Source organism: Streptomyces sp. NPDC096012 (genome assembly GCF_040426375.1).
Classification (GTDB): domain Bacteria; phylum Actinomycetota; class Actinomycetes; order Streptomycetales; family Streptomycetaceae; genus Streptomyces.
The window spans coordinates 67040-92473 of record NZ_JBEOTD010000010.1; the positions used below are offsets into that span (position 1 = coordinate 67040).

Annotated in this window: 24 protein-coding genes and 2 pseudogenes; 14 read left to right on the forward strand and 12 right to left on the reverse strand. The window is 69.0% G+C overall.

What is annotated here, in order from left to right:
- Positions 1-33: 33 nt before the first annotated feature.
- A complete protein-coding gene (locus ABVB68_RS13025; RefSeq protein ID WP_353601115.1) occupies positions 34-540 on the reverse strand; it encodes a protein-tyrosine phosphatase family protein in 507 nt (168 codons plus the stop codon).
- A gap of 100 nt (positions 541-640) precedes the next feature.
- Between ABVB68_RS13025 and ABVB68_RS13030 the strand changes: the two genes are divergently transcribed.
- A complete protein-coding gene (locus ABVB68_RS13030) occupies positions 641-1444 on the forward strand; it encodes a nuclease-related domain-containing protein (RefSeq protein ID WP_353601116.1) in 804 nt (267 codons plus the stop codon).
- 1 nt (position 1445) lies between these two features.
- Here ABVB68_RS13030 and ligD read toward each other — a convergent pair whose 3' ends face one another.
- Entirely contained in the window at positions 1446-2333 is an 888-nt protein-coding gene (gene ligD, locus ABVB68_RS13035; protein WP_353601117.1) for a non-homologous end-joining DNA ligase, read from the reverse strand.
- Between the two features lie 53 nt (positions 2334-2386).
- Between ligD and ku the strand changes: the two genes are divergently transcribed.
- Complete coding sequence (gene ku, locus ABVB68_RS13040; RefSeq protein ID WP_353601118.1) at positions 2387-3481, forward strand: non-homologous end joining protein Ku; 1095 nt, start codon at positions 2387-2389, stop codon at positions 3479-3481.
- Between the two features lie 1000 nt (positions 3482-4481).
- Complete coding sequence (locus ABVB68_RS13045; protein ID WP_353601119.1) at positions 4482-5558, forward strand: zinc-dependent alcohol dehydrogenase family protein; 1077 nt, start codon at positions 4482-4484, stop codon at positions 5556-5558.
- Between the two features lie 362 nt (positions 5559-5920).
- Here the strand turns inward: ABVB68_RS13045 and ABVB68_RS13050 are convergent, their stop codons facing one another.
- The gene (locus tag ABVB68_RS13050; RefSeq protein ID WP_353601120.1) at positions 5921-6094 is read right to left on the reverse strand and encodes a hypothetical protein; all 174 of its coding nucleotides are present in this window, start codon (positions 6092-6094) and stop codon (positions 5921-5923) included.
- A gap of 490 nt (positions 6095-6584) precedes the next feature.
- On the opposite strand from ABVB68_RS13050, the gene ABVB68_RS13055 reads away from it, so the two are divergent.
- Positions 6585-7886: a cytochrome P450 gene (locus tag ABVB68_RS13055; RefSeq protein WP_353601121.1), complete on the forward strand. Its 1302-nt coding sequence runs from the start codon at positions 6585-6587 to the stop codon at positions 7884-7886.
- A gap of 266 nt (positions 7887-8152) precedes the next feature.
- On the opposite strand, the gene ABVB68_RS13060 is transcribed toward ABVB68_RS13055, so the two are convergent.
- The gene (locus tag ABVB68_RS13060; RefSeq protein ID WP_353601122.1) at positions 8153-8725 is read right to left on the reverse strand and encodes a GNAT family N-acetyltransferase; all 573 of its coding nucleotides are present in this window, start codon (positions 8723-8725) and stop codon (positions 8153-8155) included.
- Positions 8726-9566: 841 nt separating this feature from the next.
- On the opposite strand from ABVB68_RS13060, the gene ABVB68_RS13065 reads away from it, so the two are divergent.
- Positions 9567-10076, forward strand: coding sequence for a DUF3761 domain-containing protein (locus ABVB68_RS13065; RefSeq protein WP_353601123.1), 510 nt, complete (start codon positions 9567-9569; stop codon positions 10074-10076).
- Positions 10077-10177: 101 nt separating this feature from the next.
- Here ABVB68_RS13065 and ABVB68_RS13070 read toward each other — a convergent pair whose 3' ends face one another.
- The 3 genes from ABVB68_RS13070 to ABVB68_RS13080 form a co-directional block, all read right to left on the reverse strand.
- Entirely contained in the window at positions 10178-10393 is a 216-nt protein-coding gene (locus tag ABVB68_RS13070) for a hypothetical protein (protein WP_353601124.1), read from the reverse strand.
- Between the two features lie 383 nt (positions 10394-10776).
- Positions 10777-11103 (reverse strand): hypothetical protein, encoded by a 327-nt coding sequence (locus ABVB68_RS13075; protein WP_353601125.1) that lies wholly within the window; start codon positions 11101-11103, stop codon positions 10777-10779.
- A gap of 227 nt (positions 11104-11330) precedes the next feature.
- Positions 11331-12494, reverse strand: coding sequence for a metallophosphoesterase family protein (locus ABVB68_RS13080; RefSeq protein WP_353601126.1), 1164 nt, complete (start codon positions 12492-12494; stop codon positions 11331-11333).
- A gap of 155 nt (positions 12495-12649) precedes the next feature.
- Between ABVB68_RS13080 and ABVB68_RS13085 the strand changes: the two are divergent.
- The 4 genes and pseudogenes from ABVB68_RS13085 to ABVB68_RS13100 form a co-directional block, all read left to right on the forward strand.
- Positions 12650-12874 (forward strand): annotated as a pseudogene (locus tag ABVB68_RS13085) (tyrosine-type recombinase/integrase); the annotation flags it as partial.
- A 220-nt stretch (positions 12875-13094) separates the two neighbouring features.
- On the forward strand, positions 13095-13673 hold the full coding sequence (locus ABVB68_RS13090; protein ID WP_353601127.1) for a hypothetical protein: 579 nt from the start codon (positions 13095-13097) through the stop codon (positions 13671-13673).
- Between the two features lie 128 nt (positions 13674-13801).
- The gene (locus ABVB68_RS13095; protein ID WP_353601128.1) at positions 13802-14296 is read left to right on the forward strand and encodes a hypothetical protein; all 495 of its coding nucleotides are present in this window, start codon (positions 13802-13804) and stop codon (positions 14294-14296) included.
- 246 nt (positions 14297-14542) lie between these two features.
- Entirely contained in the window at positions 14543-15028 is a 486-nt protein-coding gene (locus tag ABVB68_RS13100; protein WP_353601129.1) for a hypothetical protein, read from the forward strand.
- 266 nt (positions 15029-15294) lie between these two features.
- Here the strand turns inward: ABVB68_RS13100 and ABVB68_RS13105 are convergent, their stop codons facing one another.
- Together ABVB68_RS13105 and ABVB68_RS13110 are read right to left on the reverse strand one after the other, a co-directional pair.
- Positions 15295-15765: a GNAT family N-acetyltransferase gene (locus ABVB68_RS13105; protein ID WP_353601130.1), complete on the reverse strand. Its 471-nt coding sequence runs from the start codon at positions 15763-15765 to the stop codon at positions 15295-15297.
- Between the two features lie 1021 nt (positions 15766-16786).
- A complete protein-coding gene (locus ABVB68_RS13110; protein ID WP_353601131.1) occupies positions 16787-17221 on the reverse strand; it encodes a cupin domain-containing protein in 435 nt (144 codons plus the stop codon).
- 376 nt (positions 17222-17597) lie between these two features.
- Here ABVB68_RS13110 and ABVB68_RS13120 point away from each other — a divergent pair.
- A pseudogene (locus ABVB68_RS13120) lies at positions 17598-17954 on the forward strand (tyrosine-type recombinase/integrase); the annotation flags it as partial.
- A gap of 232 nt (positions 17955-18186) precedes the next feature.
- Here the strand turns inward: ABVB68_RS13120 and ABVB68_RS13125 are convergent.
- Together ABVB68_RS13125 and ABVB68_RS13130 are read right to left on the reverse strand one after the other, a co-directional pair.
- The gene (locus ABVB68_RS13125; RefSeq protein ID WP_353601132.1) at positions 18187-19989 is read right to left on the reverse strand and encodes a hypothetical protein; all 1803 of its coding nucleotides are present in this window, start codon (positions 19987-19989) and stop codon (positions 18187-18189) included.
- 495 nt (positions 19990-20484) lie between these two features.
- Complete coding sequence (locus ABVB68_RS13130) at positions 20485-21234, reverse strand: hypothetical protein (RefSeq protein WP_353601133.1); 750 nt, start codon at positions 21232-21234, stop codon at positions 20485-20487.
- Positions 21235-21614: 380 nt separating this feature from the next.
- Between ABVB68_RS13130 and ABVB68_RS13135 the strand changes: the two genes are divergently transcribed.
- Positions 21615-22541: a phosphotransferase enzyme family protein gene (locus ABVB68_RS13135; protein WP_353601134.1), complete on the forward strand. Its 927-nt coding sequence runs from the start codon at positions 21615-21617 to the stop codon at positions 22539-22541.
- 18 nt (positions 22542-22559) lie between these two features.
- On the opposite strand, the gene ABVB68_RS13140 is transcribed toward ABVB68_RS13135, so the two are convergent.
- Positions 22560-23963 (reverse strand): NsdA family TPR-like regulatory protein, encoded by a 1404-nt coding sequence (locus tag ABVB68_RS13140; RefSeq protein ID WP_503006099.1) that lies wholly within the window; start codon positions 23961-23963, stop codon positions 22560-22562.
- A 234-nt stretch (positions 23964-24197) separates the two neighbouring features.
- Here ABVB68_RS13140 and ABVB68_RS13145 point away from each other — a divergent pair, with 234 nt between their 5' ends.
- Genes ABVB68_RS13145 through ABVB68_RS13155 form a run of 3 tightly spaced genes read left to right on the forward strand, consistent with a single transcriptional unit; the run spans position 24198 to position 25403 of the window.
- The gene (locus ABVB68_RS13145; RefSeq protein ID WP_503006101.1) at positions 24198-24749 is read left to right on the forward strand and encodes a bifunctional DNA primase/polymerase; all 552 of its coding nucleotides are present in this window, start codon (positions 24198-24200) and stop codon (positions 24747-24749) included.
- Positions 24749-25075 (forward strand): hypothetical protein, encoded by a 327-nt coding sequence (locus ABVB68_RS13150; protein ID WP_353601137.1) that lies wholly within the window; start codon positions 24749-24751, stop codon positions 25073-25075. The genes ABVB68_RS13145 and ABVB68_RS13150 overlap by 1 nt, the downstream gene beginning before the upstream one ends.
- Before the next feature lie 4 nt (positions 25076-25079).
- Positions 25080-25403 (forward strand): hypothetical protein, encoded by a 324-nt coding sequence (locus ABVB68_RS13155; RefSeq protein ID WP_353601138.1) that lies wholly within the window; start codon positions 25080-25082, stop codon positions 25401-25403.
- The last annotated feature ends 31 nt before the right edge of the window (positions 25404-25434 follow it).

A 25434-nucleotide genomic window follows, 5' to 3' on the forward strand; every position in this document is an offset into this window, starting at 1 on the left:
TCCGCGGCAGCCGGTCGGCGGCCGGGAGAGAGGCTACTCGGCCAGCTCCTCCAGCAGCCGTACCGTGGACAGGCCCGCCCGCAGATACTCCACGAACAGCTCGTTGTGCAGCGCCCACGCCGAGCGCCGGTCGCGGATCAGCCGGATCGCCTCGTCGGGCGAGCGCCCCCGCTGCACCAGGGCGTGCGCGATGACCAGGCCCGAGCGGTTGTACCCGTGGTAACAGCGCACCAGCACCCGGCGGCCGGCGTCCAGCGCCTCGTTCACCGCGCCCGCCAGGCGCATCACCCCGGCGAGCTGCGTCCCGTCCAGCGGGCCGTCCGGGATCGGCCACACATGGTGCTCCACACCCGGATCCGGCCCGTACCCCGGCAGCCGCAGCAGCGACTGCACCAGATCGAACTCGGCACCCACGACGGCGACCTCCAGCCGCCCCGCACGGCCCCGGAACTCGTGCCCACCCATCCACAGACCGGGCACGATCTCGCTCCACGGGCACTCCGGCACCGGCACGTCGGGCTGCTCTCCGCGGGTCCGCACCGGCGCCTCCCCAACTGCCCCTCGCAGGGCCCGCATCCAAGGTAACCGGTCTTGCCCCGGGAGCACCCCGCCTGTTCCCATGGACGAGGGGTGATGGCGCATGAGCGGACTGCGCGTGGTGCCGGCCTTCCGGCACGGCCGGGAACGGCTGTACGTCTGCCGGCCGGACGGAAGCAGCGTCGCCTGGTACGACCGTGAGACGGCCCGGGTCAACCTGCTCGGCGAAGACAGCCGGGACGATGTCCTCGCGGCCCTGAAACCATTCCTGACCGGCCCGGTCACCGTCGGCCCGCCGCCGGTCCCCACCCCGGCCGAACTCGCCCGGCTGACCCTGCACCCGGACGACGACCTGGCGCCCAACCGTCCCGGCGAGGCCCTGCTCGTCGACCTCGACCGCGCCCCCGGCCCCGCCCACCGGCTGCGCCCCGACCCGCGCCGGCGCGCCCTGGCCGCCGAGCAGACCGTCGGCGAGGCCCTGGACCGGCTCGAGGGCGCCGGCTGGCACACCCTGCACTCCGTACCGCTCCCCGGCGGCGACCGCATCCACCACCTGCTGATCGGCCCCGGCGGCCTGTTCGCCGTCCAGGCCCTGTACGCCCACAAGACCCGGGTGCTCGTCGCCGGCCCCATGGTCACGGTGGGCCGCCGCGCGGCCGAGCCGCTGCTGCGCCGGCTGCGCTCCGTCGCCGACCGCGCCTCCTACGCCCTGACCGCCGAGGTCCGCCCGGTCCTGGCACTGGCCGGCCCGGCCCAGCTGACCGTCACCGCCGAGCCGCGGGGGATACGGATCCTGCAGGACCCGGAGCTGGAAGCGCTGGCCCGCCCGGGCGGGGTGCTGAAACCGGCGGACGTGGAGGCGCTGCACGCGATGGCACGGGACCGGAACACCTGGGGGAGGGTGTAGCTCAGGGCAGCGGAGCCGCCGTGGCGGGGTCCAGCAGCGGCGCCAGCAGATCGCCGTGGTCGCGCAGTCGCGCCGCCATGTCGTCGGCCAGGAACTCCAGCCGGCCGGGGCTGTCGCACTCCTCGACCTCCTCCCAGGTCACCGGCGCGGACACCAGCGGGGCCGCGCGGGCGCGCAGGGTGTAGGGCGCCGCGGTGGTCTTGCGGGCCGCGTTCTGGCTCCAGTCGACGAACACCTTCCCCGGCCTGAGGCTCTTCGTCATCCGGTGCACCACGAGCCGCGGCATCGCCCGCTCCGCCTCCACCGCCAGCGCCTTGGCGTACTCGGACGTCTGCTCCGGCGAACTCCCGCGCACCGCCGCCAGCAGGTGCAGCCCCTTGGAGCCGGCCGTCTTCACCAGCGCCTCGATCCCGTCCGCCGCGAGCCGCTCCCGCAGCCACAGGGCGACCTCGCAGCAGTCGACGACGGTCGCCGGTGCGCCCGGGTCGAGGTCGAAGACCAGCCGGTCGGCCGTGTCCGGGCTCTGCACCAGCCACTGATGGGTGTGGAACTCGGTGACCAGGTTGGCCGCCCACATCAGGCTCGGCAGGTCCTGCACGACCACCATCCGGGCCGGTCCGCCCGAGGACGAGCGGGGGACCTTCGCGGTCGTGACCCAGTCGGGCGTACCCGGCGGCACGTTCTTGGTGAAGAACAGCTGCCCCTCGGGACCGTCCGGGTACCGCAGGAACGACACCGCGCGGTCGCGCAGATGCGGCAGCAGGGCACCGGCGGTGGTCGCGTAGTAGTGCAGCAGCTCTCCCTTGGTGAAGCCGGTCTCCGGATAGATGACCTTCTCCAGGTTGCTGAGCGCGACCCGCCGCCCCTCCACCTCCGTGATAGGCGTCATAAGATGACAATCCCAGATGAACCGGAAAAAACGGGAAAGGGAGGGTGCGGCACGTGCGATCGATATGGAACGGCGCCATCTCCTTCGGACTCGTCAGCATCCCGATCAAGCTGGTGAACGCGACAGAGAGCCACTCGATCGCCTTCCGCCAGATCCATACCGAGGACAACGGCCGCATCCGCTACCGCAAGGTCTGCGAACTGGAGGACCGCGAGGTCACCCAGGCCGAGATCGGCAAGGGATACGAGGACGCGGACGGCACGATCATCCCGATCACCGACGAGGATCTTTCCCACCTGCCCATCCCGACCGCCCGCACGATCGACATCGTCGCCTTCGTGCCGGCCGAGCGGATCGACCCGCTGCAGATGGGCTCCGCCTACTACCTGGCGGCGAGCGGCGCCCCGGCGGCCAAGCCGTACACACTCCTGCGCGAAGCCCTCAAGCGCAGCAACAAGGCCGCCATCGCCAAGTTCGCGCTGCGCGGCCGGGAGCGCCTCGGCATGCTGCGCGTGGTCGGCGAGGCCATCGCCATGCACGGGCTGCTCTGGCCGGACGAGGTACGCGCCCCCGAGGGCCTGGCCCCGGACACCGACGTCACCATCCGCGACAAGGAACTCGACCTCGCGGACGCCCTGATGGACACGCTCGGCGAGGTCGACCTGGCGGACCTGCACGACGAGTACCAGGAGGCGCTGGAGCAGGTCATCGCCGCGAAGGCCTCCGGCGAGGCACCCCCGCAGGCGCCCGAACCGGCCGCCGGGGGCAAGGTGCTGGACCTGATGGCGGCCCTGGAGAACAGCGTGCGGGCGGCCCGGGAGTCGCGCGGCGCGGCGCCCTCCGGTGACGAGGCCGAGGTCAGGCCACTGCCCCGGCGCCGGGCGGCGCCCAAGGAGACCGGGGGCAAGAAGTCGACGTCCACCGCGAAGAAGACGGCCGCCGCCAAGAAGCCGGCGGCCGCCCGCAAGTCGACCTCCAGGTCCACGGAACCGACGAAGAAGACGGTGGGGAAGAGCACGACGGCGAAGAGCACGGCGGTGAAGAGCACGACGGCGGCGAACAGCACGGCAAGGTCCAGCGCGAAGAGCGCGGCACCGGAGAAGAAGACGGCGGCGAAGAGGACGGCTGCACGGAAACGGTCGGCGTAGGGGCGGGGGAGGGGCTTTCCGGCGCCAGGTCCCGGTTGCTGCCGCTGTCGTACGCAGCTGCCTCTGCCCCCGTCCCTGTCCGTGCGGGCGCTGGACGCGCTCCGGCGCTGCCGCTGCCGCACGCAGCTGCCTCTGCCCCCGTCCCTGTCCGTGCGGGCGCTGGACGTGCTCCGGCGCTGCCTCCGCGGTACGCAGCCGCCTCTGCCCCCCGTCCCTGCCCGTGCGGACGCTGGACGCGCTCCGGCGCTGCCGCTGCCGTACGCAGCCGCGTCTGGCCCCTGCCCCTGCCCGTGCGGGCGCTGCCGCTGCCGTACGCAGCCGCCCCTGCTCCTGCCCCTGCCCCGTGCGGACGCTGGACGCGCTCCGGATGCGGGCCACTTACCGGGATCCGATCAACAGTCCTCCGTATGTCAGGCATGGGGAGTTCAGGCGATTTGCGGCATTCACGAGATATGCAAGGTATAGGAACCGGGCGGCAGGCACGGCCGAAATGGACTCTTCCCTTTCGACTGGTGGAGGCGTAGGTTCCGGTTACCCCGCGAAGGCGCCTCTCGAGGCGCTGGCCCGCCAGTTCCGGAACGGTGGGCCGCGCGGGGGCCAACTTCCCGACCGTCGTAGCGGTACCCGGCGCACGCGGCCCGGCCGCCGGGTTCGGCCCAACTCCGCCGCCCGGTCCGCCAGGAGGACGAAGTCGTCGGCGGTCAGCCCGATCCGTCGATCCGCCCGATGGGCAAGAGCGGGTCTTGGGCACCACGTCCCGGCTGACGCTCCTTGCCGTCTCAGCGGCCTCTCTCCTCGATGTGCGAGACGCTGTGAGAACTCCGAGAATCAGCGGGTGGGAAAGTCCTCGAAAGATCTCGTCCGACCGTTCTTCGGACTCCCACTGCCGGCGCCCTTGCCTTCCTCCCGGCTGTTGGGCGAGCACTCTGCCGGGACGCGGTGCGCCGTCCACTTCGCGGCCCCGCCGCCGGACGTCGAGCGCCAGTGAAGGAGGGCTCTCATGCCCACCCCGCGATCCATGAGAGCGCTCGTGGCCGAAAAGGTCGGCGAGCCGAGTGACGTCCTTCGGCTGGAGACCCGGCCCGTTCCCACGCCGGGATCCGGACAGGCGTTGATCCGCGTGAAGGCGACTCCGATTCACGCCAGCGATCTGCATGTGCTGCGGGGCCGCTACGGTTTCTCCCCGGAATTTCCCACCGTCGGGGGTCACATGGAGTGCGTGGGCCGTATCGAGGCCCTGGGCCCGGACACCGAGGGACTGGAGATCGGCGAGCGCGTGGTGGTCGCCGCCGTCCCCGCGGTTCCGGGGCCGCCCGTAGAAGGCACGTGGCAGGAATACCTTGTCGCTGACACCCACAGGCTTCTGCCGGTACCCGACCGTCTGAGCGACTCCAGTGCCTGCCAACTCGCCGTCAACCCGTTGACCGCACTGCTCCTGGTGACGCGCGAACTCGACGTACGGCAGGGCGAACGGCTGGTGCAGACGGCCGCGGGCTCCACCGTCGGCCGCCTCGTCATTCAGCTGGCAAGGCATCTGGGTATCCGCACGATCAACGTCGTGCGGCGGCGCGACGCCGTCGAGGAGATCAAGGCGTTCGGCGGTGACGAGGTCATCTGCACCGAGGACGAGGACCTGGCGCAGCGCGTGGCTGAGATCGCGGGACCCGCCGGCGTGCGCAAGGCCGTCGACTGTGTCGCGGGCCCCGTGGGCGCCCAGGTGTCCCAGGCGTTGGCGCCGGGAGGAGAGCTCGTGATCTACGGCGCGCTCTCCACCCATCGGCAGACGGACCCGGCGGCGCTGACCGTCCCGCTGCAGGCACGCTCGGTCATCTACGAGACGAAGGCGGTCCGTGGCTTCTGGCTGAACCGCTGGTTCGGCACCGCGTCACCAGCGGACGTGCGGCGCGCGCTGTCCGAGGTCCGCGGCCTGGTCACCGAGGGTGTGCTGAGCATCCCCGAGGGCCGGCCGTTCCCGCTGGAACGCCTCACCGAAGCGATCTCGCTCGCCGAGGCACCGGCACACGGCGGCAAACCGTTCTTCGTCCTCGAAGACGGCCAGGGCCGGGCCGACGGGTAGGCCGCGGCAGCCGGGCAGGGGAAGGCTTCGGCGGCCGGGCCGGCTGAAAGCGCGGCAGGTCGGACCCGTCACCGGTACGGCCTCGGTCCCGTGGACCGGCGGCCAGGTCACGAGCCCCTCGACCTCCCGGGGGGTGCCGACGGTACGGACCGGCTCCCTTCAACTCTCCTCCCACCAGGCCACGGAGACGCGCAGGGGGAACCCTCCACGGGGGGCAGCCACCTCGTGCAGGGAAGCGGGTCGGCCCCTCGTGCAGGGAAGCAGGTCAGCCCCCTCGTGCAGGGACCCCTCGTGCAGGGAAGCGGGTCGGACAGCTCGTGCAGGGTCGCAAGCGGCTCTGACCATGCGGGGGCACGACATGGTCAGTGCTTGAACGAGCCTTTGGACCTCTCCTTCGCCCCCCGCATCTTGCCCCGTGCCTCCAGGGCGGCGCCCTTTGCCGCGAGGGTGTCCTTGTGCACCGCGTGGGCGGCCTTTCGCACGGCCTTTCCGGCGACCTGTTCGGCCTTTGCCTTGGCCTTCTCTCCAGCACTCATCTCAGGACCTCCGTGCTCACGGACCCAGTGCCTGTGAAGCAGGGGCGAAACCTGTACAGGCGGTGTCCCCATGTCCCACCCCCTCTCCCCGGGGGTGCCCGACGGCAGCAGCGCCTCTCCCGCACATGCTCTTCCCTGCTGCACCTCCAGCGCCGGGACGGCGTCCGATGGCTGCGGCCCCGGGCCCACAAGCACGTGCCCTGAGCCCGTATGCGCAGCCGATGCTTTGAATATCGCACATATGGCATATGTGGCAATATGGCAAACGGGGTATCTGACGCGAGAGGAGTGCATAGTGATCGCCAAGCTGCTCGGCAAGCTGTCCTTCACCCGGCACTACGGTGCGTACGGGGAAAACGAATGGAACGCGTACGCCGGCGACGACTGAGTCCGACCCCACCGCCGACGGGCGCTCACGGGCGCCCGCCGGCTTCCGGCAGGGCAGCCGACGACATCGGCCTGGACTCGTAGGGGGGTCGGGAACGATCTCATGGGCCAAGTGCATGAGCCGCCGCGGTTGCCCGACGGCGGCTTCGCCGCCTGGAGCCGCGACCGGCTGGCGGTGGCGCGCCGCGGCGCTGACGAGTGCGGGGACGTCTGGCAGCTGGAGCCGGGTGTCTACGTAGCCGCTGCGGCCGAACCGTGCGAGGCGGTCCTGCGCCGCGCGCACGACTTTCCCAAGGCGCCCTCTCCTCTCTTCCCGCCCTTGAAACGGTCGAGCGGAGCGCCGACGCGCGAGGAGCGCGCACACGCCCACGCCGCCCGCATGCGCGGACTACGCGCGCAGGCGGTTGCCGCCCGGATCGGTGAGATCGCGCCCGGGATCGCCCGATTCGCCGACCACTGGCCCACGGGTCAGGACGTCGAGATCCTGCCCCCGCTCCGGCGTACCCTGGCGGAGATCGGAGTGCGCTACCTCTTCTCCGAGGACGCTCCCACGCTGCTGCCCTTCGTCCCGCAGCTCTTCCTGGCCCGGGAGGTGCTCGCACGCCCCTCGCGCTGGGTATGGCCGCGCTGGGTCCCCACGCCGGCACGGCGGTTCCGCACCCGGCAGCAAGTCGCCTTCACCGACGCCCTGCGGCCCGTCGTCCGCCGGCGCCGTTCATCGGGCCGGCTCGGTGACGACGTGCTGGGGCAGATGCTCCGGCCCTCCTCCCGCCACGGCCCGCTGTCGGAGGAGGCGATCCTCGACACTCTCCCCGGGATCACCGTCGCCACCTTCGAGACACCCTCCCGGGCAGCCGGATGGATCCTGCTCCACCTGGCCCGGCACCCCGAGGCGGCGGCCCGCGTCGCGGCCGAGGCCGCCTTGCTGCCCGCGGACCCGGCCGCGACGACCAGCACCCACCTCGACAGCCTGCACTACACCCAGGCAGTGGTACGCGAGGTGCTCCGACTGCACCCCCCGAGCTGGCTGCTGACCCGCCACGTCACGCGGCGGACCCAGCTCGCCGGCTACACCATCGACGCCGGGTCCACCGTTCTCGTCTGCCCCTACACCGCCCACCGCGACGCACGGGAACACCCCGAGCCGGACCGGTTCCGGCCCGAGCGCTGGCTGGATGCCACGGGATCGCCGACGGAACCCGGGGCCTTCCTCTCCTTCGGTACCGGACCCCACGGCTGCGAGGGTGTCGCCCTGGCCATGGCGATGCTGACGCTCCTGACCGCGCAGACCGCCCGCCGCCACCACTTGAGCGAACCGCCCGGACCGGAACCGGCCTTCCAGGTCACCACCTTCGAAGGCCTCACACCGGTCGGCTTGCGCCTGCGTGCGACCTTGCGCAACTGAGGTCGGTCCTGCAATCGATGACGGGCTGCCCACCCAGGCGAGGGGCGAACGACGAACGGCGACGGCGACGGCGAACGACAGACAGCGAACGGCGAACGGCGAACGAACGGGCTGCGAAAGTCGGGCAGGTTCGGGTGCCGTTCCGCACACGCTCGGACGACTGGCGACCTGACGACCTGGCGACCCGACGTCCTGGCGACCCGACGGCCTGACACTGATGGCCTGATGGCCTGATGGACTGGCGGCCCGACGGCCTGACGACCGGCTTACGATTCGCTCACCATGTCTCGCTGCTCGAACTCGCTGGCGAGCACGCCCATCAAGACGAGGTCGTGGTGCCGGCCGCCGAAGAAAACGTGCTCCCGCAAGCGTCCCTCCTCGGTGAAGTCGAGCCTGTGGGCAAGTGCCAGAGAAGCCTCGTTGTGGGCGAATGTCGCCCCCAGGGCTTTGTGATAGCGCCGCTCGGCGAACATGAAGCGCAGCAGCAGTACGACGGCTTCCGTCGCGTGACCCCTGCGCCGGTGGTCGGCGCCGATCGTGACATCGAACTCGAACCAGCCTGAACGAGGGCCGGTGCGGTGAGAGCCGATCGTGCCAACCGCCTCGCCGGTGGCTGTCGTCTCGATCACCAACCGGAAGCGGTCGTCATCGCACTTGGCCATGGACTGCTCCTTCGCCCAGGCACGGTAACTCTCGGCGGACCGCGGCAACTTCAGCCGACTCCCTACCCGCCCGTCATCGTCGGCCAAGCGCATGAACGCGGTCCAGTCATCGGGCTCGACAGCACGCAGCCGCACCTGTCTACCAGTCCAGGACGATGCCATGCCCCATTCGATCACGCTGCACTCCGCACGAGCCCGAGAGGCACGCCGAGGTGGATGCCATCCCTCTTCCCCGGGCACGGAGGACGACAAGGCGGCGGTCACGCTGCCCGCGCGTCGATCCGTTGCTCTGCCTCACCGCCACCGGAGCGGAACCGGCGCCCATGCCACACGAAGTGCCGTTGCCCCACTCCAGTGCACCGCAGCCGGGGCCCGCGGGGCTATCAAGATCCTTGCGTGGGTTGCGTGAGCACGGGCGAACGGCTGCTTCCGGCGGCCATCCGCACGCACACACGCGAAGGCCCCGTCCACAGCGAAGCCGCTGTCGGCCGAGTCTCGAGACACTTCATACGAATCAGACGAAGTGCCCCGGCAAATCGGACGATGTGCCCCGGCCGCACTGGAACCTGCGCACAAGGCGTCCGGATGGTCTGTGTTGGACCGAGCGTATCCACTGGTCGGAGCCCAGTGGCGGTGCGTGGCGGGGCCTGCGTCGCGCACACGAGTGACGGCCACCCGACCGTGCCCGAGGCCCTGGGCATCCGCCGGATTCCGGGGGTCGGCCTCGTCGCCGCCGCTCAGGCCGCTCGCGTGGCGTACGACGCCAGGCCTTACCGGAAGGCCAGATCCAGCGGTGGATGAGCGCTCGTCCTGCATGCCTCACCTCTCCCGGCCACTTCCCCTGTTGTCGCGGGCTTGAGCTGATCGATTAGCGGGGGGACGGCGGCTCAGGCGAGAAACATGCGAAGTAGTTGAGCGTTGTAACGTCACAACTGGGTCACTTTGTTTACCGAGCCCTCACATCGGGCGTGGCCGCACAGATAGCTTCACCCCCCACGTACCAAACAGGGGGGATCCCATGAGCTACTACCCGCCCCAGCCGCCGTACCAGCCCCCGTCCGGACCGCCGGCCCCCCGTCCCGCACCCAAGTGGGCCCGCAAGCGATTCGTACTGCCCGCCCTGGGCCTGGCGTTCATCATCGGCATGGGCAGCGCCGGCGCCGACGGCCAGAACCCGAACACGACGAAGGCGGTGGCTGACGACAAGGCGCGGCCGGCCGTCACGGCCACGGTGACCGCGACAGCCACGGCGACGCAGACCGCGAAGCCGAAGCCCGCGCCGACGGTGACGAAGACGGTCAAGGTAAAGGTGACCGTCACCGCGCACGCCGCCGCCGCGGGGTCGGGAACGGGCGGCAGTTCGACGTCTGGCGGGTCGTCGTCGAGCGGCGGGACCAGCTCGTCGGGCGGCTCCAGTTCCGCGGGCGGCGGTGCGACGGCACTGTGCAACGACGGCACGTACTCGTACGCGGCCCACCACCAGGGGGCCTGCTCGCACCACGGTGGCGTGGCCGTCTTCTACCGGTAGTCAAGGTCGCAGGTCGGTGCGGAGGTGTGAACAAGGGCCACCTGCCCTCCACCGGCAAAAATGGTGCTGCGACTCCGGGACCTGGGGCCCCGCGCGACGTGTCAGGGCAGCAGCAGCGCCTCGGCGTGCTGGCGTTCTTCTCGTCGCTGCTCCGCGGCGGCCTGCAATTCCGGACGCTTTGTTCGGTCCGCGCGGTTCTGTGTCAGCAGCGCCACTCCTAGCATGCCCACCACGGCCGCCACGGCGATCAGCAACCCCGCCCAATTGCGGCCCGTAGTCCCTGCCTTCTGCCGCTGAAGACCTTCGACCAGCCTCACGCCCTTGACCGGGGCACCTGGCGCCTCTCGGAGGCGAAGCGTGAAATCTCGACGCCTTCGACATGCATTCAACAGAGGGGCGGGCGACACGGGTCGGCTGAAGCCGCCCGCCGGGGGTATCCGCCTGAACATGCTTGCTTTGATCGCCTACCGCTCGTACCACGGTGCAACGACCTTATGGGCCTTCGTCGTTGCCATTCTCATCGTGCTGATGGCGGGTTGGTACATCCGGCGTCGCAGGTAGGTTCGACGACCGCGTGAGGAGTGAGGCAAGGAGATCTGCGGACTGAGCCGCGACTGCGCCGGCCGAGGAAGCGAGTGGCTACCCGACCGTGAGGCAACGGTGTTGGCGCTGGTGGAGTTGTCGGTTGTCGAGGTCGATCTCACGGCCGCTCACTCTGGCGGCGCATAGGTGGCCGATCGAGTACCTCGACGTACATGATCCGCTCATCCACGACGTCCAGGCACAGCATGCCCGTCGAGGGCAAGAGAGGCACGCACCGATGGCCGGCGCCGTACGGCTCTCCCTGCGGATGGGCCGCTGTCCTGAAGCTCTGGCAAAAGTCATCGCCGCAGCCGCACTCGTCGACCAGCCGAAGATCCCACGCGCAGATGGCTAGCTCACGTTCTCCTTCGTTCTCCAGGAGAGTGATCAGCTCTGTGACGAGCTCCGGGAAGACGGTGCGGACAAGGGGGTGGTCCTGCTCCATGACCGGAGGGTAGCTGGAGACGGAACGATCCCTGGGCCCACCGTCGACCATCACCTGGAACCGGAATGTCAACCATCACCTGGGATCCGACACGGTCGCATGGGGCGTGTCTCGTCTCGGCTGATGCTTGACGTTGTGGCTTCAGCGGCCGCCGCAGAGCTGATCTCGATCGTGGCCCACGCCTCGGATACGAGGAGGTGGGCCTCAGATACGAAAGAAGCCGGGCCTCAGTTGCAGCTGCCGCTGCCGGAGTCGCTGTACTGCAGCGCTGTGGAGTCGAAGCCGGGGCCGGGCAGGACGGGCTTGTAGTCCCAGCTGTAGCCGTTGGGCTTGAGGGTCAGCTTCATGACGCCGAAGGCGCCGGCCTGGGCGGTGACCACGTTGGGGTTGTCGTAGTTGCCGGGCGAGCCGGCGAGGGTGTCGAGGGCCTCCCCGCCGGAGCCGACGATGAACTCCGGGATGCCGTGGGCCGGGTCGTACTGGCCGGCGGGGTTCATCGGGCGCAGTCGGGCGTACGCGTGCTCGTGACCGTTGAGGACGAGCGTGGCGCGGTGCTGGTAGAGGAGCTTCCACCACGCGTCGGTCGCCGCACCCTCCGCGCCGCCGGCGCCCGGCGCGGACGCGGGCACCGTGGCCGTCGAGGCCGTGGTGGCGCTGAAGGTCGCCTGGTGCCAGTACGCGACCGTGCACGGACGCTTGTTGGCGGCCAGGTCGTTCGACAGCCACTGGGTCTCCTGGCCGAGGAGGCCGCTGCCCGTCGTGGAGCAGTCGTGTTTGAACGCCTCGGAGTTGCACTCGGCGTTGAGCGAGATGATGTGCCAGTTGCCGAGGTTGTAGGAGTACCACCCCTGCTTGTCGGCGGTGTCGTCGCCGGCCTGGCCCTGGGTCTCCGGCGTGCCGGCCTGGTCGTGGCCGTTGAAGTAGCCGAAGTATCCGGCACCGTTCTGGCCGGCCTCGTTGTCGCCCTTCTTGGTGTACGGGTAGTACTCGTGGTTGCCCGGCGCCGGACGCTCGAGCAACCTCAGGCCGCCCCATGCCTGCTCGAAGGACTGCTCGAAGTCAGTCAGTTTGCCGACCTGGTACTGCTCGTCGCCCAGCAGTGCCACGGCATCGGGGTGCATGTCCGTGGTCTGCTTGGCGGTGGCGAACTCGGCGCTCATGCCGCCCAGAGTGGGGCTGCCGCACTTGAGCGACGCCGGGGTGGCGGCGTTCTCGGCGTCGTCGGGCTCGCAGGCGATGTCGCCGACAGCCGCGAGGGTGTACGAGACCGCGCCGTGGTGGGCGTAGGGCCAGTCGTTGTCGCTCTGGTGCGCGGCGGCGACGGCGGTGCCGGTGACCGCGAGGACGGCCAGGCCGACAGCTGCGGAGGAGATCTTGGTGACGCGTCTCATGTGCGGTGTCCTTCGACGGCGGGAGTGGCCAACGCACGTTAGGCCGCCGAACTATCAGTTGACACAAACACGTTCCAACGGTTCGGTGAACTCCGTTCGCGGCAAGGCGACCACGGCATCCCTGCCCCCTGCTGTGGCGGCTGCAAGGCATCCGTCTGGCCTGCCTGCCACACGCGGCCTCGCCGCTCGCGAGTGGGCCGTACGACCTTCGGCACTCGGCGCCGTCGACGTGGCTCGATGCCGGAGTGGATCCCACCGAGGTTGCCGAGCGCGCCGGCAACGGCGTTGAGGTCCTGCCGACCCGGTACGCGAAGTGCCTCGACGGTCGGCAGGACGCCGCCAACCGCCGCATCGAGGACCTGCGCCGCGAGTACGAGTGATGCGACGCGCACTCACACCGAGGCCCCAGAGGTGCTGCCTGGCGCCGCCATCGTTCCGTGCCCACCTGCGGCGATGCTTCGAACGGAAGGACGCGAGCCGGATCGCGCCGCTCGCCCTGCGGACTTGTGGCTATCCGCGGTCACGTCATGTGGTTCGCCCCGGTCGGCTCGGTCGATAAGAGCTGGTTCGCGCCCCGTCTCGTGCCTCAGAATTCTCGGCGTGACAGACACGGGACCCACCCAGGAAGAGACGCCGGACGGGCTGCTGGGCTGGTGCCTCGTGGCCAACGTGGTGCGAGAAACCGCGCACGGCGAGAGCGGCCTCGACATCCAGCACGGCATGAAGCACTTCCGCGCAGGCGCCCTGCTATGGCTCCCGCCCGTCCGCTGGGACCCCGGCCACGGTCGCTGGCCTGCGGTGGGCCGGCACCGAGGCAACGGCCGCCGGTACGTCAACATGGTCGTACGCGCGGGGGATCTGGAGAACTTCCGAGTCAAAGGTGTCTACAGCGAAGCTCTCGTCCGCAGCCTCAACGGCTACGAGCACGACCCGGCCGCCCCACGGACCCTGCAGAACCCGTGGACCCGCGAGCGGGCCCAGACAAGGGCGGACGCCTGGAACCAGCCCCGGGAGCTCGTCCGCATCGACGGCCACTCTCGCCCGTGGATCTCTGTGCTCAACCCTCCGCCGGCCGAGCTCCAGGTCGACGGTGAGACCCTGCACCTCGCCCACTACGGCACCAGGGGTGCCCACTACAGCCGCACACCCCCTCCCGTGGAACGGACCCCCGAGCCCTGAGCGGGGCGTTCGAAGGACCGAGCGGGGAAGTCGACGCCACTGGTGGGGCTCAAGTGGCTCTCCACGGTGGCCTCGTCTCACTCGCTGTCGGCATGTCGGCAACGTCGATGCGGGAGCACAGGGGGGCCTTGTTGGAGCTGCACGTCACGCGCTGGAAGCGGTACGGGCATGACCGTCTCTACGCCAACCTGCCTGATGGCACCGCGGTCGGTTGGGCGGACGTCACGACAGGGGACATCACGGTCTTGCGGGCCGAGTATCGCGACGACGTGATCGCCGTACTCACGACGCACTTACAGAACCTCACCGAGCCTGTCTCGTCAGGCAGGGCGCCGGAGAGTAAGGCGCGTCCGGTGCTGCCGCCTCTGACGCCGGCCGACGACCTGGCCGTCAACCCTCCTGGGCGGTCCTTGCGGGACCTGTTTGACGAATCCGGCCCAGGTCTGATGGAGCGAGTCGTCTCACGGCTTCTGCGGCGGCCCTCGGAATGGGACCGCTGGCGGAAGGGATTGGCGGGACGCCAAGTAGCGGCACTGGCGCCACTCTCAGGCGTGCTGACGGCGGAGCGTGTCGAGCAGGTCTACAGCGTGGCTCGCCACCGCCAGGCTTGGAGCCGGGCCTAGCGGCAGCACTCGGAAAGACACTGGACGCAAGATCGTGGGATCGGCCATGATCCCGGCGTGTACATACCGAGACGATACGCCGGGGCCCTCGCCGCCACCTTTCTGACGGCAGTGCTGGCCGGCTGCTCAACGCCACGCTCCCAGCCTTCGCCGGCGGCCACGGTCTCGGCGGCTTCATCTCCGTCGGCCTCCATTCCCCCCTCCTCGACCTCGGGCGCACCTGCGTCTGGGGCGGGAGCACGACTCATGGCCGCCATCGTGCCGGTACCGGCAGGCGCGCATGCCTGGACCGATCGCAACGGCGCGCTGGATCTGGACGGCTTCGCCCACGGGCTCTTCAAGGCGGAGGCCGTCTCGCAGGAGAAGGCCGTGCTCGTACGCCGGCGCTTCGTCGCGGCCGCGCGGCAGGGCTGGATCGCCAACGACGGAAGCCAGGCCGACATCTTCCTTGTTCGGTTCGCCGCACCCACCGGTGCCGAGAGCATGTACAAGTCCACGGCAGCCAGCTGGCGGACCAAGAGCACGCCGCACCAGCGGACCTTCGCGGACCCCGCGGACCACGCCACCGGGTGCGTCATCAGCAGCCTCGACAACCTTGGCAACGCGAGTGTCAAACTGATCAGCTTCCGCAGCGACCTGTTCGTCTACGTCCACTACTTCACCGCCGCGACCCCCGACCGCAGCGGGGCGCAGAAGCTCCTCCGTCGCCAACTCGACGCCCTCGACAAGTAGGAGGCGACCCGTCGCCACCGCCGATGGCCAGGCGGGCGGCAGGCTGCTTCTGGGCCTGGCATCGGGACGACCCCGAGGGTCGCCGGAGGTAGGCGGCCAGGCCGGTGCCCTCAGTAAGTACTGGCTCTCCTCGCATGCGCCTGTGAGAGCCCCGCGTCGTGACGGTTCGGAGTGGGCGGGGGCGCCTAGCCCTGGTTGCGGGTCCACGCCCATCCCGCCGTCACCTGCGGCGATGCTCCAAGATCCCGTCCACGACCGTAAACAGCTCACCGAGCGGGGAAGACGAGTCGCAGAACGATCTCGCCGTCGTCGATCTCCCCGGTGGGCTCGAACCCGAACTTCTGGTAGAAGGGCCACGGCTCGCCGTCGCCGGGCTCGTAGCTGGTCAGCAGCTCGGTGGCGCCGTCCGCGCGCACCAGGCTGGCGACCTGCGTGAGCGCCTCCCGGCCGATCCCTCGCCCCTGGTACCGCTTGTCGACGAGGAGGCGCCAGAGGAAGTGTCGCCCTTTGTAAGGACCGGCCGGCGGTTTCCACGACAGCATCACGAAGCCGACTGGCTCATCACCGCGGTACACGGCGCGGTACCAGGGATTGGCCTTCGGTTTCTTCGCCGCCTCCTTGAGGGAGTGGGACACGGAGGCGACGAATTGCTTCTGGTCACCTCGGACGCGGAGGGCACGGACGGCATCGCGGTTGTCGTCGGTGATCTCCCGTAGGTGCACACTCGGGGATCTCATGCCACACCCCTTCCGCATCCGACAGCTGCGCCGTCCCGGCCCGTCCCGGCCTACGTGAAGAGCCGCCACCGGGCGGCACTCCCGTGCATCCGCGAGGCCTCCCGGTCGGACGTCTTCGCAGCGTATTCGACCCAGGCGATCGGGAGCGGGACTGGCACGCCCGGCTGTGACCGCGCCCAAGGCAGCTCCCAGGAGAGCAACCTGGCCTGACGCGGCGATGCGCATGCGCAGGCACCTTCGTCGGCTAGATGGGCTGACCTGGGTAAACGCTCGGCCGCGATCGGCTCCCCGCCGACCCGCGGACGAGCCGCATGCCGCAGTCGGACGTGATCGAGAGAGGTTTCCTTCGAAATTTACCGAAAGACTATTGACTTATGTCATCTGGTGCGCATGGTGATGAGTAGGCCATAACACCGAAAGAGTTGCAAAGTCGCTGAGGACGTCTAGCCGGCTGTGGTGACTTGGACAGGATGTGGTTCAGGCCCCCGGCAAGCCGGCGCGATACCGACGCGACAGTGACGACTGAAACTTCAGGACACGAGCAGTACTACCGGGGACTGTTTTCCACCCTCAGGGTGCGGCCACTGCACTGCGCTCTACCGCGACGGTCAGCCGACCGAGATCGGCTACTGCGGGCGGGCAGCGCCGATGAACCGACCCTCAGGCCCCTGGACGTGTCCCGGGGCCTTGCCCCCTTGGGCTTGTCCCGGGGCCGTGCCGTCTGCCGGAGCTGACCTGGGCAGACGCCTCAAGATCCCGTCCACGCCTCGTCCACGGACCCCGGCATACGCCCGCTCCGAGCGACACACGCCTGCACATACGCGAAGACCCCGGCCTGCGTTTCCGCTGGTGACGGGGTCTTTGGGCACCTCATGCCGGGTGCCCCCGGCAGGATTCGAACCTCCGGAGGCCCCCTTGCATGTTGCGAGATTCGGCTGGTCAGAGCGTTGTGCGCCTTGCGGTAGCCAGTCTCATCCCGCAAACCCGCCGCGGGTGCCCCCAGCAGCCGCTGCCGCAATGATCACTGGAAGGGGCAGCCGGGGTTCGGCGCATCCTCCGAGAACGGGGCGCCGTGCGGCAGGACGTAGAGCACGTCCAGGACGAGGGGTGTGTCACCCATGTTGCGGCCGATGTGGACGTGGCCGGCTCCGGCCGGTTCCTGAATGGCACTGCCTGTGGGGTACACGCCGTCGGAGGCGCAGGTGGAATCGAAGTGGCTGAGGGTGCCCTGCTTGACGATGCCGTACAGCGGGCCGTCGTGGTAGTGCCAGCCTGTGCTCTGCCCGGGCGGGACGGTGATCTCTCGCAGGGTGTAGTCGGTGCCGTTCACGGTGGTCTGACGGATCACGCGGGCGGTGACCCCCGGTCCCGGAGGCGTGGCCTGGGCGGTGCCGCAGACCAGGACGGTGGCAGCGGTCACCACCCCTGTTATGGCGGTACGGAGAGCGTGGCGCATGCGGGGCCTCCTGCAGGTACGAGAGCCGATACCGCCGTGAACATAAGGCCAGACGGGACCTGTTGGGGCCGGAACCCACTCTTCCGCAGCCGACCTCGGGCGGTGGCACCTCATGAGAGAGGAGGATTGCCCGGTCCGTCACTCCTCGCCGCTCTCCTCGGCAACCTGGCCGAGTGTGCCGCCGGTGCGGACCGAGCGGGCCCGGCGCGGGCCGGGCGTACCGTGCCCGCTCGGCCGTCCGCCGTCCTTCTTCGGCAAGGCCCAGGTTCCGGACTTCCGCCGGAAGACCTGGTCCTTCCTCGTGACGTGGGGCTGGTGGGCACAGACGGAATTCTCGAACCGCCGGCATCGGCCTCGGCCTGGCGAATCCAGTTGGCAGCTCGTCACGATCCTTCGGGAGCACGTGACCACGTTCGGCACGGCCGAGGACGGGCGGCTGTTCGCGAACGAGCGTGGGGGAGTGGTCGGCTCGTCCACGTACTACCGCGTCTTGCAGGAAGCGCGCGGGCTGGCGCTTCCACCGGCCGCGGTCGCCTCACCGCTCGCTGCCCGGCCATACGACCTTCGCCACTCGGCGCTGTTGACGTGCCTCAACCCCGGAGTGGACCCGACCGAGGTGGCCGAACGCGCGGGCACTAGTGGCGAGTTCCTTCTGTCCCGCTACGCGAAGAAGTGCATCGACGGTCGACAGGAGATCGCCAATCGCAGGATCCAGGCGCTGTTGCGTGAGTAGGAGTAATCACGCCCGGCGCTAAGCCGAAGGCCCCCGGACACGTCCGGGGGCCTTCGGCTTGGTTCCCCATAAGGCGCCGGGCGCGGACCTGCCCGCAGCACCGGCTGAGGGCGGCCCGCTCACACGCCCGCCCCAGCCGTCGACAACGCTGCTTCTCCCCACCGGCCTGACCGGCTTCCACGGTCCCGAGGGCCTCGCCAGGCCCGATCGGCGTCGGTGCCTGGGTGGGGGATCAGAGCGCGTTCATGGTGTATCCCCACCAAGGAGCGCGCTCACCGTCCGAGGTGACCCGGCCGCTGTCAGGGCTGACCCATTCACGCTTGGCGGAGGAGAGGTTGTAGAGCGCCCGCTGGTAGTCGTCCCAGGTGCCTTCCCACCCGCCTGCAGGTGTGTCGTTGTAGCCCGACGCTGCCGTCCAGATGTGGTTGTTGTCGTACCACGTCGGCACGGGGCCGTTGACCCCGATCGCGCCGTAGTCGTGTGCGTTGCCGAACCCGTCGGCGTCGGTGATGACGGTGTGCAAGGAATTGTCGGGCTGCGGGGCGTAGTGGGCGATACGGGTACCGTCCGGGGAGGCTGACGACACTGCCGGGGCCGCTACGCGGCTGGGGTCCGATGGGTTCCCCGGGGTACCGACATAGTCTGCAATGGCGCTATTGGGGGTCAGGGCGCCGGTGTCCAGGTGATAGATCCACTGCCCGTTCGGTGCCTCATCGCTTGTGTTGCCTCCGTAGACCGCTACTTCATCACCTGCGGGGTCCGGGACGGGTAGGTTCTCCGGTTCCATGCCCCACCCGTTGAGGGTGTTCGCGCTGTCCGGGGGCGTCGGGTAGGTCGCCGCTGAGGTGTCCGGGTCGTAGAAGACGCGCCCCACGCCGCCGTAGGCGCCGATGACACGGGCGGTCACCAGGTGGCTGACCGTCCCGGCGTTCACGGGCGTCGGCAGGAAGACGATGTTGGTGAAGGCGTCTCCATCCTGCTGGCCGGTGAGGGCCTTCGCCGGCGCTGTGCCCGTCAGGTTCTGCACGTGGATGGTCTGGGTGTTTGTGCCCTGGTAGGGACCGGCGAACGGCACGGTTCCCCAGGCCGCCCAGGTGGCGTCGTCGTTGAGCGCGACCTCGGTGACGCTGCTGGTGGACGGAACCGTGGCCAGCGTGCGCACTGCCTGGCCGGGGCGTCTGGCTTTGACCTGCCACGAGTGGTCCTGCCGCATTTCGCTCCACAGCATGGTGCCGTCGGCGCCTGCGGCGTGGGCCTTGATGGTCGTGCTGTAGCCGGAGGCGGTGTACAGAGTGCGGGTCGCTCCTCCGGAGGGGGAGTACGCCACGAGGCGGGCCGCGTTGGCGGTGTCGACGCCGAATACATACGGGGCGGTGAACGGTCCGGTGACGGTCTGCTTGACCGTCGCGCTGGTGGCTGCGCGCGCGTAGCCCGCGGCGGGAGCCACGACTCGATAGGAGGTCGTGCCGCGGGATGAGGTGTCCAGGGAGAAGGCGTGCTTCCCGCTGGACGAGGTGGTGGCGTTCACGAGGGTCTTCCAGCTACCGCCGGAGTAGCGTTGCAGGGTGACCGGTCTGACCGCAGCAGGAGAGAGGGTGACGGTCAGGGTGGCCGGCGCCGCCAGCTCGGCTGTCGGCGTACTGAGACGCGCGGTAGCCGTGGTCTTCGCATATGCGGTCCACGAGACGGCGCGGGAGGTTGCCGAGGCGTACCTTGAGGTGTTCAGCGCGAACAGGCGAGCGGAGTGACGGCCGGCGGTGGTGTTCTTCTGGCTGAAGTAGGCATCGCCATGGGAGTTGGTCTTCCCGGACGCGACCTTCACCCAGTGCCCGGAAACGAGCTCCTGCCACTGGTAGGCACGGCCGGTCGACGGGGAGATGTGTCCGCGCAGGCTCACCGTTCCCCCGACCGACGTGGACAGTGACGATGACGTGATGGTGGCAGTGGACTTGGTGGCCGCCTCTGCTGGCGCGGTCACTACGACGGTTGCTGCTACCGCCAGCACGGCAGTAACTGCAAGGCGGCGTATGGGCACGGAGTCTCCTGGTTGATAGAGCGATGACATAGCCACTCTCTACGGCGTTGGTCAACGTACTGGCATATGCGTGTCGCCGGCCACGGCCAGGCCCGGCCGCTCGGGAGCGATGGCACAGGCGGCCATGAGGTCGACGGAGACTGGGTAGGCCCATGCCTTCCACCCGGCTTGCCGCCTCTGACGCCGGCCGACGACCTGGCCGTCGACCCTCCAGGGGCCAGGAACTTGATAGGCCGATCCAGAGTGCCGGTCGCGGTCTCTGCTCCCTTGGTGGCGTACTTGGCGATGTACGCCGTTTCGTGATCGCCCTCGCCGCCTCGCTCGGCGCCAACGGCGCCCTTGCCCAGCTCGGCGCCGAAGCGCTGCCCGCAGACAGGCGTGCTCCCGGCCGACCAGGTGGAGCACGTCTACAGCGTGGCTCGCCATCGCCAAGCTTGGAGCAATGCCTGATTCGGCGTGCCTCAGCAAGAGGCTCCACTTTGCCAGTCCCGTATTTCACGCGTCCCAGCGAGTGGTGATGGCTTCCGCGACGCTGAAGACCTCGTCGCACTCGGCGCACTGTGCTTTGCCGAAAACGTAGGTCAACTTATACACGACATTCGTCTGACCGTCTGCGAGTGCGCGACTGTGGAGCCTTTGGGCCAGCCCTTCCAGGGCTGAGGTGTCCGCAGGCTGCAGCGGAATTTTCCTTACCGTGGTCTCGTTCATGTACATGCTGTCCGTGGTCGAGAAGAAGCCGTGCTCGCCGAAAGCTACGAAGTTCTCCGTGCTGCAGGAGGGGCACGGGACTTCGAACTCATCGTCGTTCAGTCCGTCGAGCTGCTCACCCCAGACCTCGTCCCCCTCGAAGCTGAGGAGCGCAGCCAGTAGGTAGACGTAAGTAGCGGGGTCGTTGGCGAGGATGGGATCCCGAAGAGCCTCCTCGGTCAGTTGCACCAGGTCCGACATCTCCGAGGCGTAGGCCACGTGGGGATCTTGCTCCTCGTATGGCCGATCAGTGCTGGCTGCGATGGCGCCGGCGAGCGTGAGTGGCATCTGTCTGTCCGCGGGTGACCACTGGCGTGCCATGTCGCGCAGGGCGGGCAGGGCCGCGTAGCTCGCTGAGTAGACGGTCCCTTGATGGCACAGCCGGGACCAAAGGTCGGTCCATCCTGAGTCCTTCGGGGCCGGGCTCACTGCGTCGAGCAGGCCGGGAATGTCTTCCGCCGTGCCGTAGACGTGGTGGAGTTGGGACCAGTCCGTCATGCCAGCGATCTAAGCAGTCGGCTGCGCCGGACCTCACGGCTGGGGCCGTGCCGGTCGCCCGACCTTGAGGGCAAGCCGAGCCCAGGGCCAGAAAGCAGCCAGCGACCTGCGACGATGCCCCAAGATCCCGTCCAGCACGTACGCGAAGACCCCGGCCTCAGCGTTTCCGCTGGTGACGGGGTCTTTGGGCACCTCATGCTGGGTCCCCCGGCAGGATTCGAACCTGCGCACACGGCTCCGGAGCCCAGGTGAGCGCGAGGGGCCGTATGGGCTCTGACCTGCTCCGGAGGAGGTGACGGAGCATGCGCTGACCAAGATCATTACGCCCCTATTACGTGGGCGGCCTGTCGGGTGGTCTGTCTGGCCCGTATGGTCGAAGCATGATCTCGGGCAGCAGCGGGACACCGGACGGCGGCGCGGAGTTCACGGCGGAGGGCCTGGAGCCAGTCCTCCGGGAGGCTTGTGGGAAGACGGGACTGGACTCCGGTGGCGCTGAACTGCTGCGCCTGGGGTCGAACGCGGTCTATCGCCTGACGTCCCGACCCCTGATCGTGCGCATTGCCCGTGATCCGTCGACGCTCGCCGAGATGGAACGGGCTGTGAGCGTCGCCCGGTGGCTTGCGACGCAGGACTTCCCGTCCATGCGCGTGCCGGCGTCGGTCGCGCAGCCGCTCATCGTCGATGGCCTGGTGGTCACCTTCTGGGAGAGCGTCCAGGACCGCGAGGAGTACGCGACGGTCGGCGAGCTGGCTGATCTCCTGCGGCGCCTGCACTGGCTTGAGGAGCTCGACTCCCTGGGCCTGCCGTACTTCGACCCGCTGGCCAAGCTGGCGGCGTCCCTCGCCGGCCTGGACGGCGTATCCGCGGAGGACCGGGCCTTCCTGGAAGAGCGGGCGGCAACTCTCGCCAAGGATTACGACCGCCTGGACTTCGTCCTCCCCTTCGGCATGATCCACGGTGACGCCAGCATTGGGAACATCCTCCGGCACAGGGACGGGCACGCGGTGCTCATCGACCTGGACGGCTTCGCCCTCGCCCCGCGCGAGTGGGACCTGATCCAGACGGCGATCTTCTACGACCGGTACGGCTGGCACACGAAGGCGGAGTACGCCGAGTTCGTGCACCGTTACGGCTTCGACGTGATGAACTGGCCGGGCTACGAAACGCTCGCCAACCTGCGTGAGCTGATGATGGTCTCCTGGCTTGGCCACCAGGTCACGACGAGCGAGCGCTCTGCCGCTGAGTTCGCTCGGCGGGTGCGGTCCCTCCGCACGGGGGAAGGTCGAGACGAGTGGGGTCCGTTCTGAGCGCGCGGCGACATGCGGTCAGGCACCGACAAGATCCTCAGAGGATACCCACAACCTGTGCTCTCTGACCTGTTCGGTGAACGCCCTCACGTCCGTACTGTTGCCGGCCATAGCGAGGCCCTGCCGGAACTCGGCCAGGTAACTCACACACCGCACTGACTTCAGCTGCTCGCCCAGGTCGAGGGCATCGAGCGCTACCCGACACGCCTCCTCGATGTCGCCGACGCGGAGGTGAGCGTCAGCGAGAACCATGGTCGCGAAGAAGTCGCTCCGCACATGGGTGCCGCTCATGGCGTTCTCGGCGTAGGCGACTGCCTGCCGGGCACTGTTGACGTCGCGGAAGCAGTGGGCGGCCTCGGCGGCGAGTTCGGCTTCGTCGAAGTAGGTGATCCACTCCGGCTCGTCGTCGCGGTTCCGGCTTTCCAGCGACTTCATGGCTGCGCTCAAGGCGGCCTGGCATGCGGCGACATCTCCAGTGCGGGCAAGGGCGCGGGCTTCCATCGCGTGGAACTGAGCACGCAGTGTCGGTGTGGCTACCGGTGAGATCCCCATGAGCGCCGCACGCGCGAGAGTGGCGGCCTGGGTGTATCGACCGAGGAATGTCGCCTGGTGGCTCATCGCCGACAGAATGCTGCCCGCAAGCCGGCGGTCGTTGGCGTCCTGGGCAAGGCGGAGCGCTTGGAGGAAATACCGCTGGGCGAGTCCGTGATGGCAGGCGTCGTAAGACATCCAGCCGGCAAGAAGCGTGGCTTCCGCCACGGTGGAGAACAGGGCTCGGCCCACCTGCTCGGTGAACCGGCCCCGCAGAAGGGGGGCCACGTCGTTGTTCAGGTACTGGATGACCGAGTGCCGCGCGTGCTCACCGCCGAACTGGTCGTCGAGCCGGGCGAACATGTCGGCGGTGGTCTTCACGGCTGCCACATCGCCGAGGCCGACTCGGATCCCCTCGGATCGTGGGCGGGGGACACCCGGCTCGGGTGCGACCAGCCATCGAAGGGAGGCCTCGCTCCAGGCGGGCTCCGACGGCTCCGCCGTGAGCAATGGGTCGTACTGGTTGAGGTCCGCACGCCACAACTGGCTGACCGTCTGAATCGCGTCATCCGGGCTGGCGGGGTAGACGGCGTCGAATACCGGAGCGTCCTTCGGCTCTCCGTAACTCAGTCCGAGTTCTGCCGCACTTGCAGCGAACGCAACGCAGAGCAGCGGACCATAGAAGTCGTCGGGGGTGCTGTGTCCGTTCTCCCAACTTGCGATACGACGCTTCACGCTGGCGTCCGACGGGAGCTGATGCCCGCGCTGAGCGGCTACCTGGCGCAACTCCCTGACGAGCCTTGGCTGGCTCCAGCCCCGGCCGGCTCGGGCCTCACGTAAGCGGACACTGGTCGGCTTCATCGCGTGGCGCCCCTTCACTCCCGTGCGCATGCGCCGGTGTGGCAACTCCCCTTGCTGACCGAATGTACGCGCTGGTCATCGCTTCTTGCAGGCAGTAACCGGAGATCGTCCGTCTGGATGCCGGTGACGGGGGATGACGTGACGTGCGTCGACGCGTCATCCCTCGTCACCTCTCGTCATCTGCCCTGGTCAGGTACTGAGCCGTGAATCTGGTCCTACGGCGGCATGAGGGCCGCACGGTAGTCCGACCGAGGGTGAGATGACGTGCAGAGGATGACCAGGCGGGGCATGGAATGGCTGTCCGCAGCGGCGGACAACCCGGTCGAGTGCCAACAGATCTGGGCGGATGACCCACGGATGCCCGTCCTGCTTCCGACCGGGCGCTTCTTCGACGTCTTGAGCGTGGACCAGCGCCTCGGGTTGGCGATGTACGACCGGCTCACGCGCAGTGGGATGCCGTTCGGGCCGACGGTCGTCGACCGCAAGGCGCAGCGAGCCGGGTTCTTCCTCAACTCCCGGAGCCGCAAGTCCTTCACGCACTACCTCGAACGCGAAACCTCGACTCCTCTGACATACCGGTACCTCGACGAGGGTTCCGCCGTAGTCGTCCCCGGCCCCATCCCGCTCTCTGATGACCGCTACCAGTGGCTCCGTCCGCCTACGCGTCGGCCGGAGGCTAATCCGCTACGCCCCGTCGCCCTCGCGACAGCGCTGGTGGCCTCCGCGGAGTTGCTGGCAAGGATCGACCGCTTCGAAGAGCAGTACCCGACTCCGTACGCGGCGGTCGCTGCGCTCCCCGAGGAGAGCGATCACTGATGCCGCATGAGTCGACCGATGGGCGCGACGCGGCGGCGTGGTCGCCCCTGGAGAGCGAGGGATGGTACGCAGCACGCAACGCGACGACCGCATTGCGGGACGCCCTGGTGCGGGCCGGTCTGGAGAAGGACTTCCCCTACCTGCGCGCGGACATGAACGCCTTCGGGCACGGCCTCGTCGAGCTGGGCCGGGTATCCCCCAACACCGCCGAGCGCCTCGCGGAACTCCTGTGCTTGGCACTGGACGGCGGATTCCGCCGGGACCGTGACGGCGACGAGCATGAGCATGCACCGGCCACAAGTGAAGAGCACAAGGGAAGGATCTAAGACTATGACCGACCGGCGAGGAGTGGTGGCCAAGCGAGCGGAGGACTTGGTCCCCGGAGTGCCCTACGTCCGCGGCTGGGCGCGCGCACGACGAAGCGCCGGCACCTTGGCCGATCAGCTCATGCTGCTCGGGCTGGACTCCGACTTCCCCGGTCTGATGGCCGATGTGAACGTTTCCGGTGACGGGTTGGTGCAGCTCGGGACCGTTCGTCCCGAAGCGGCCGAACTCCTGGCCGAGCTGATCACGGCGGGACTGTATGCAGACCTGGACGACCCTGAGAGTGAGAAGGGTGATTTCCCACGCCGACGGGAAACGCCAGGGGCCTGAATAGCGGCGGACGCCGAATGTCCACGGTTCG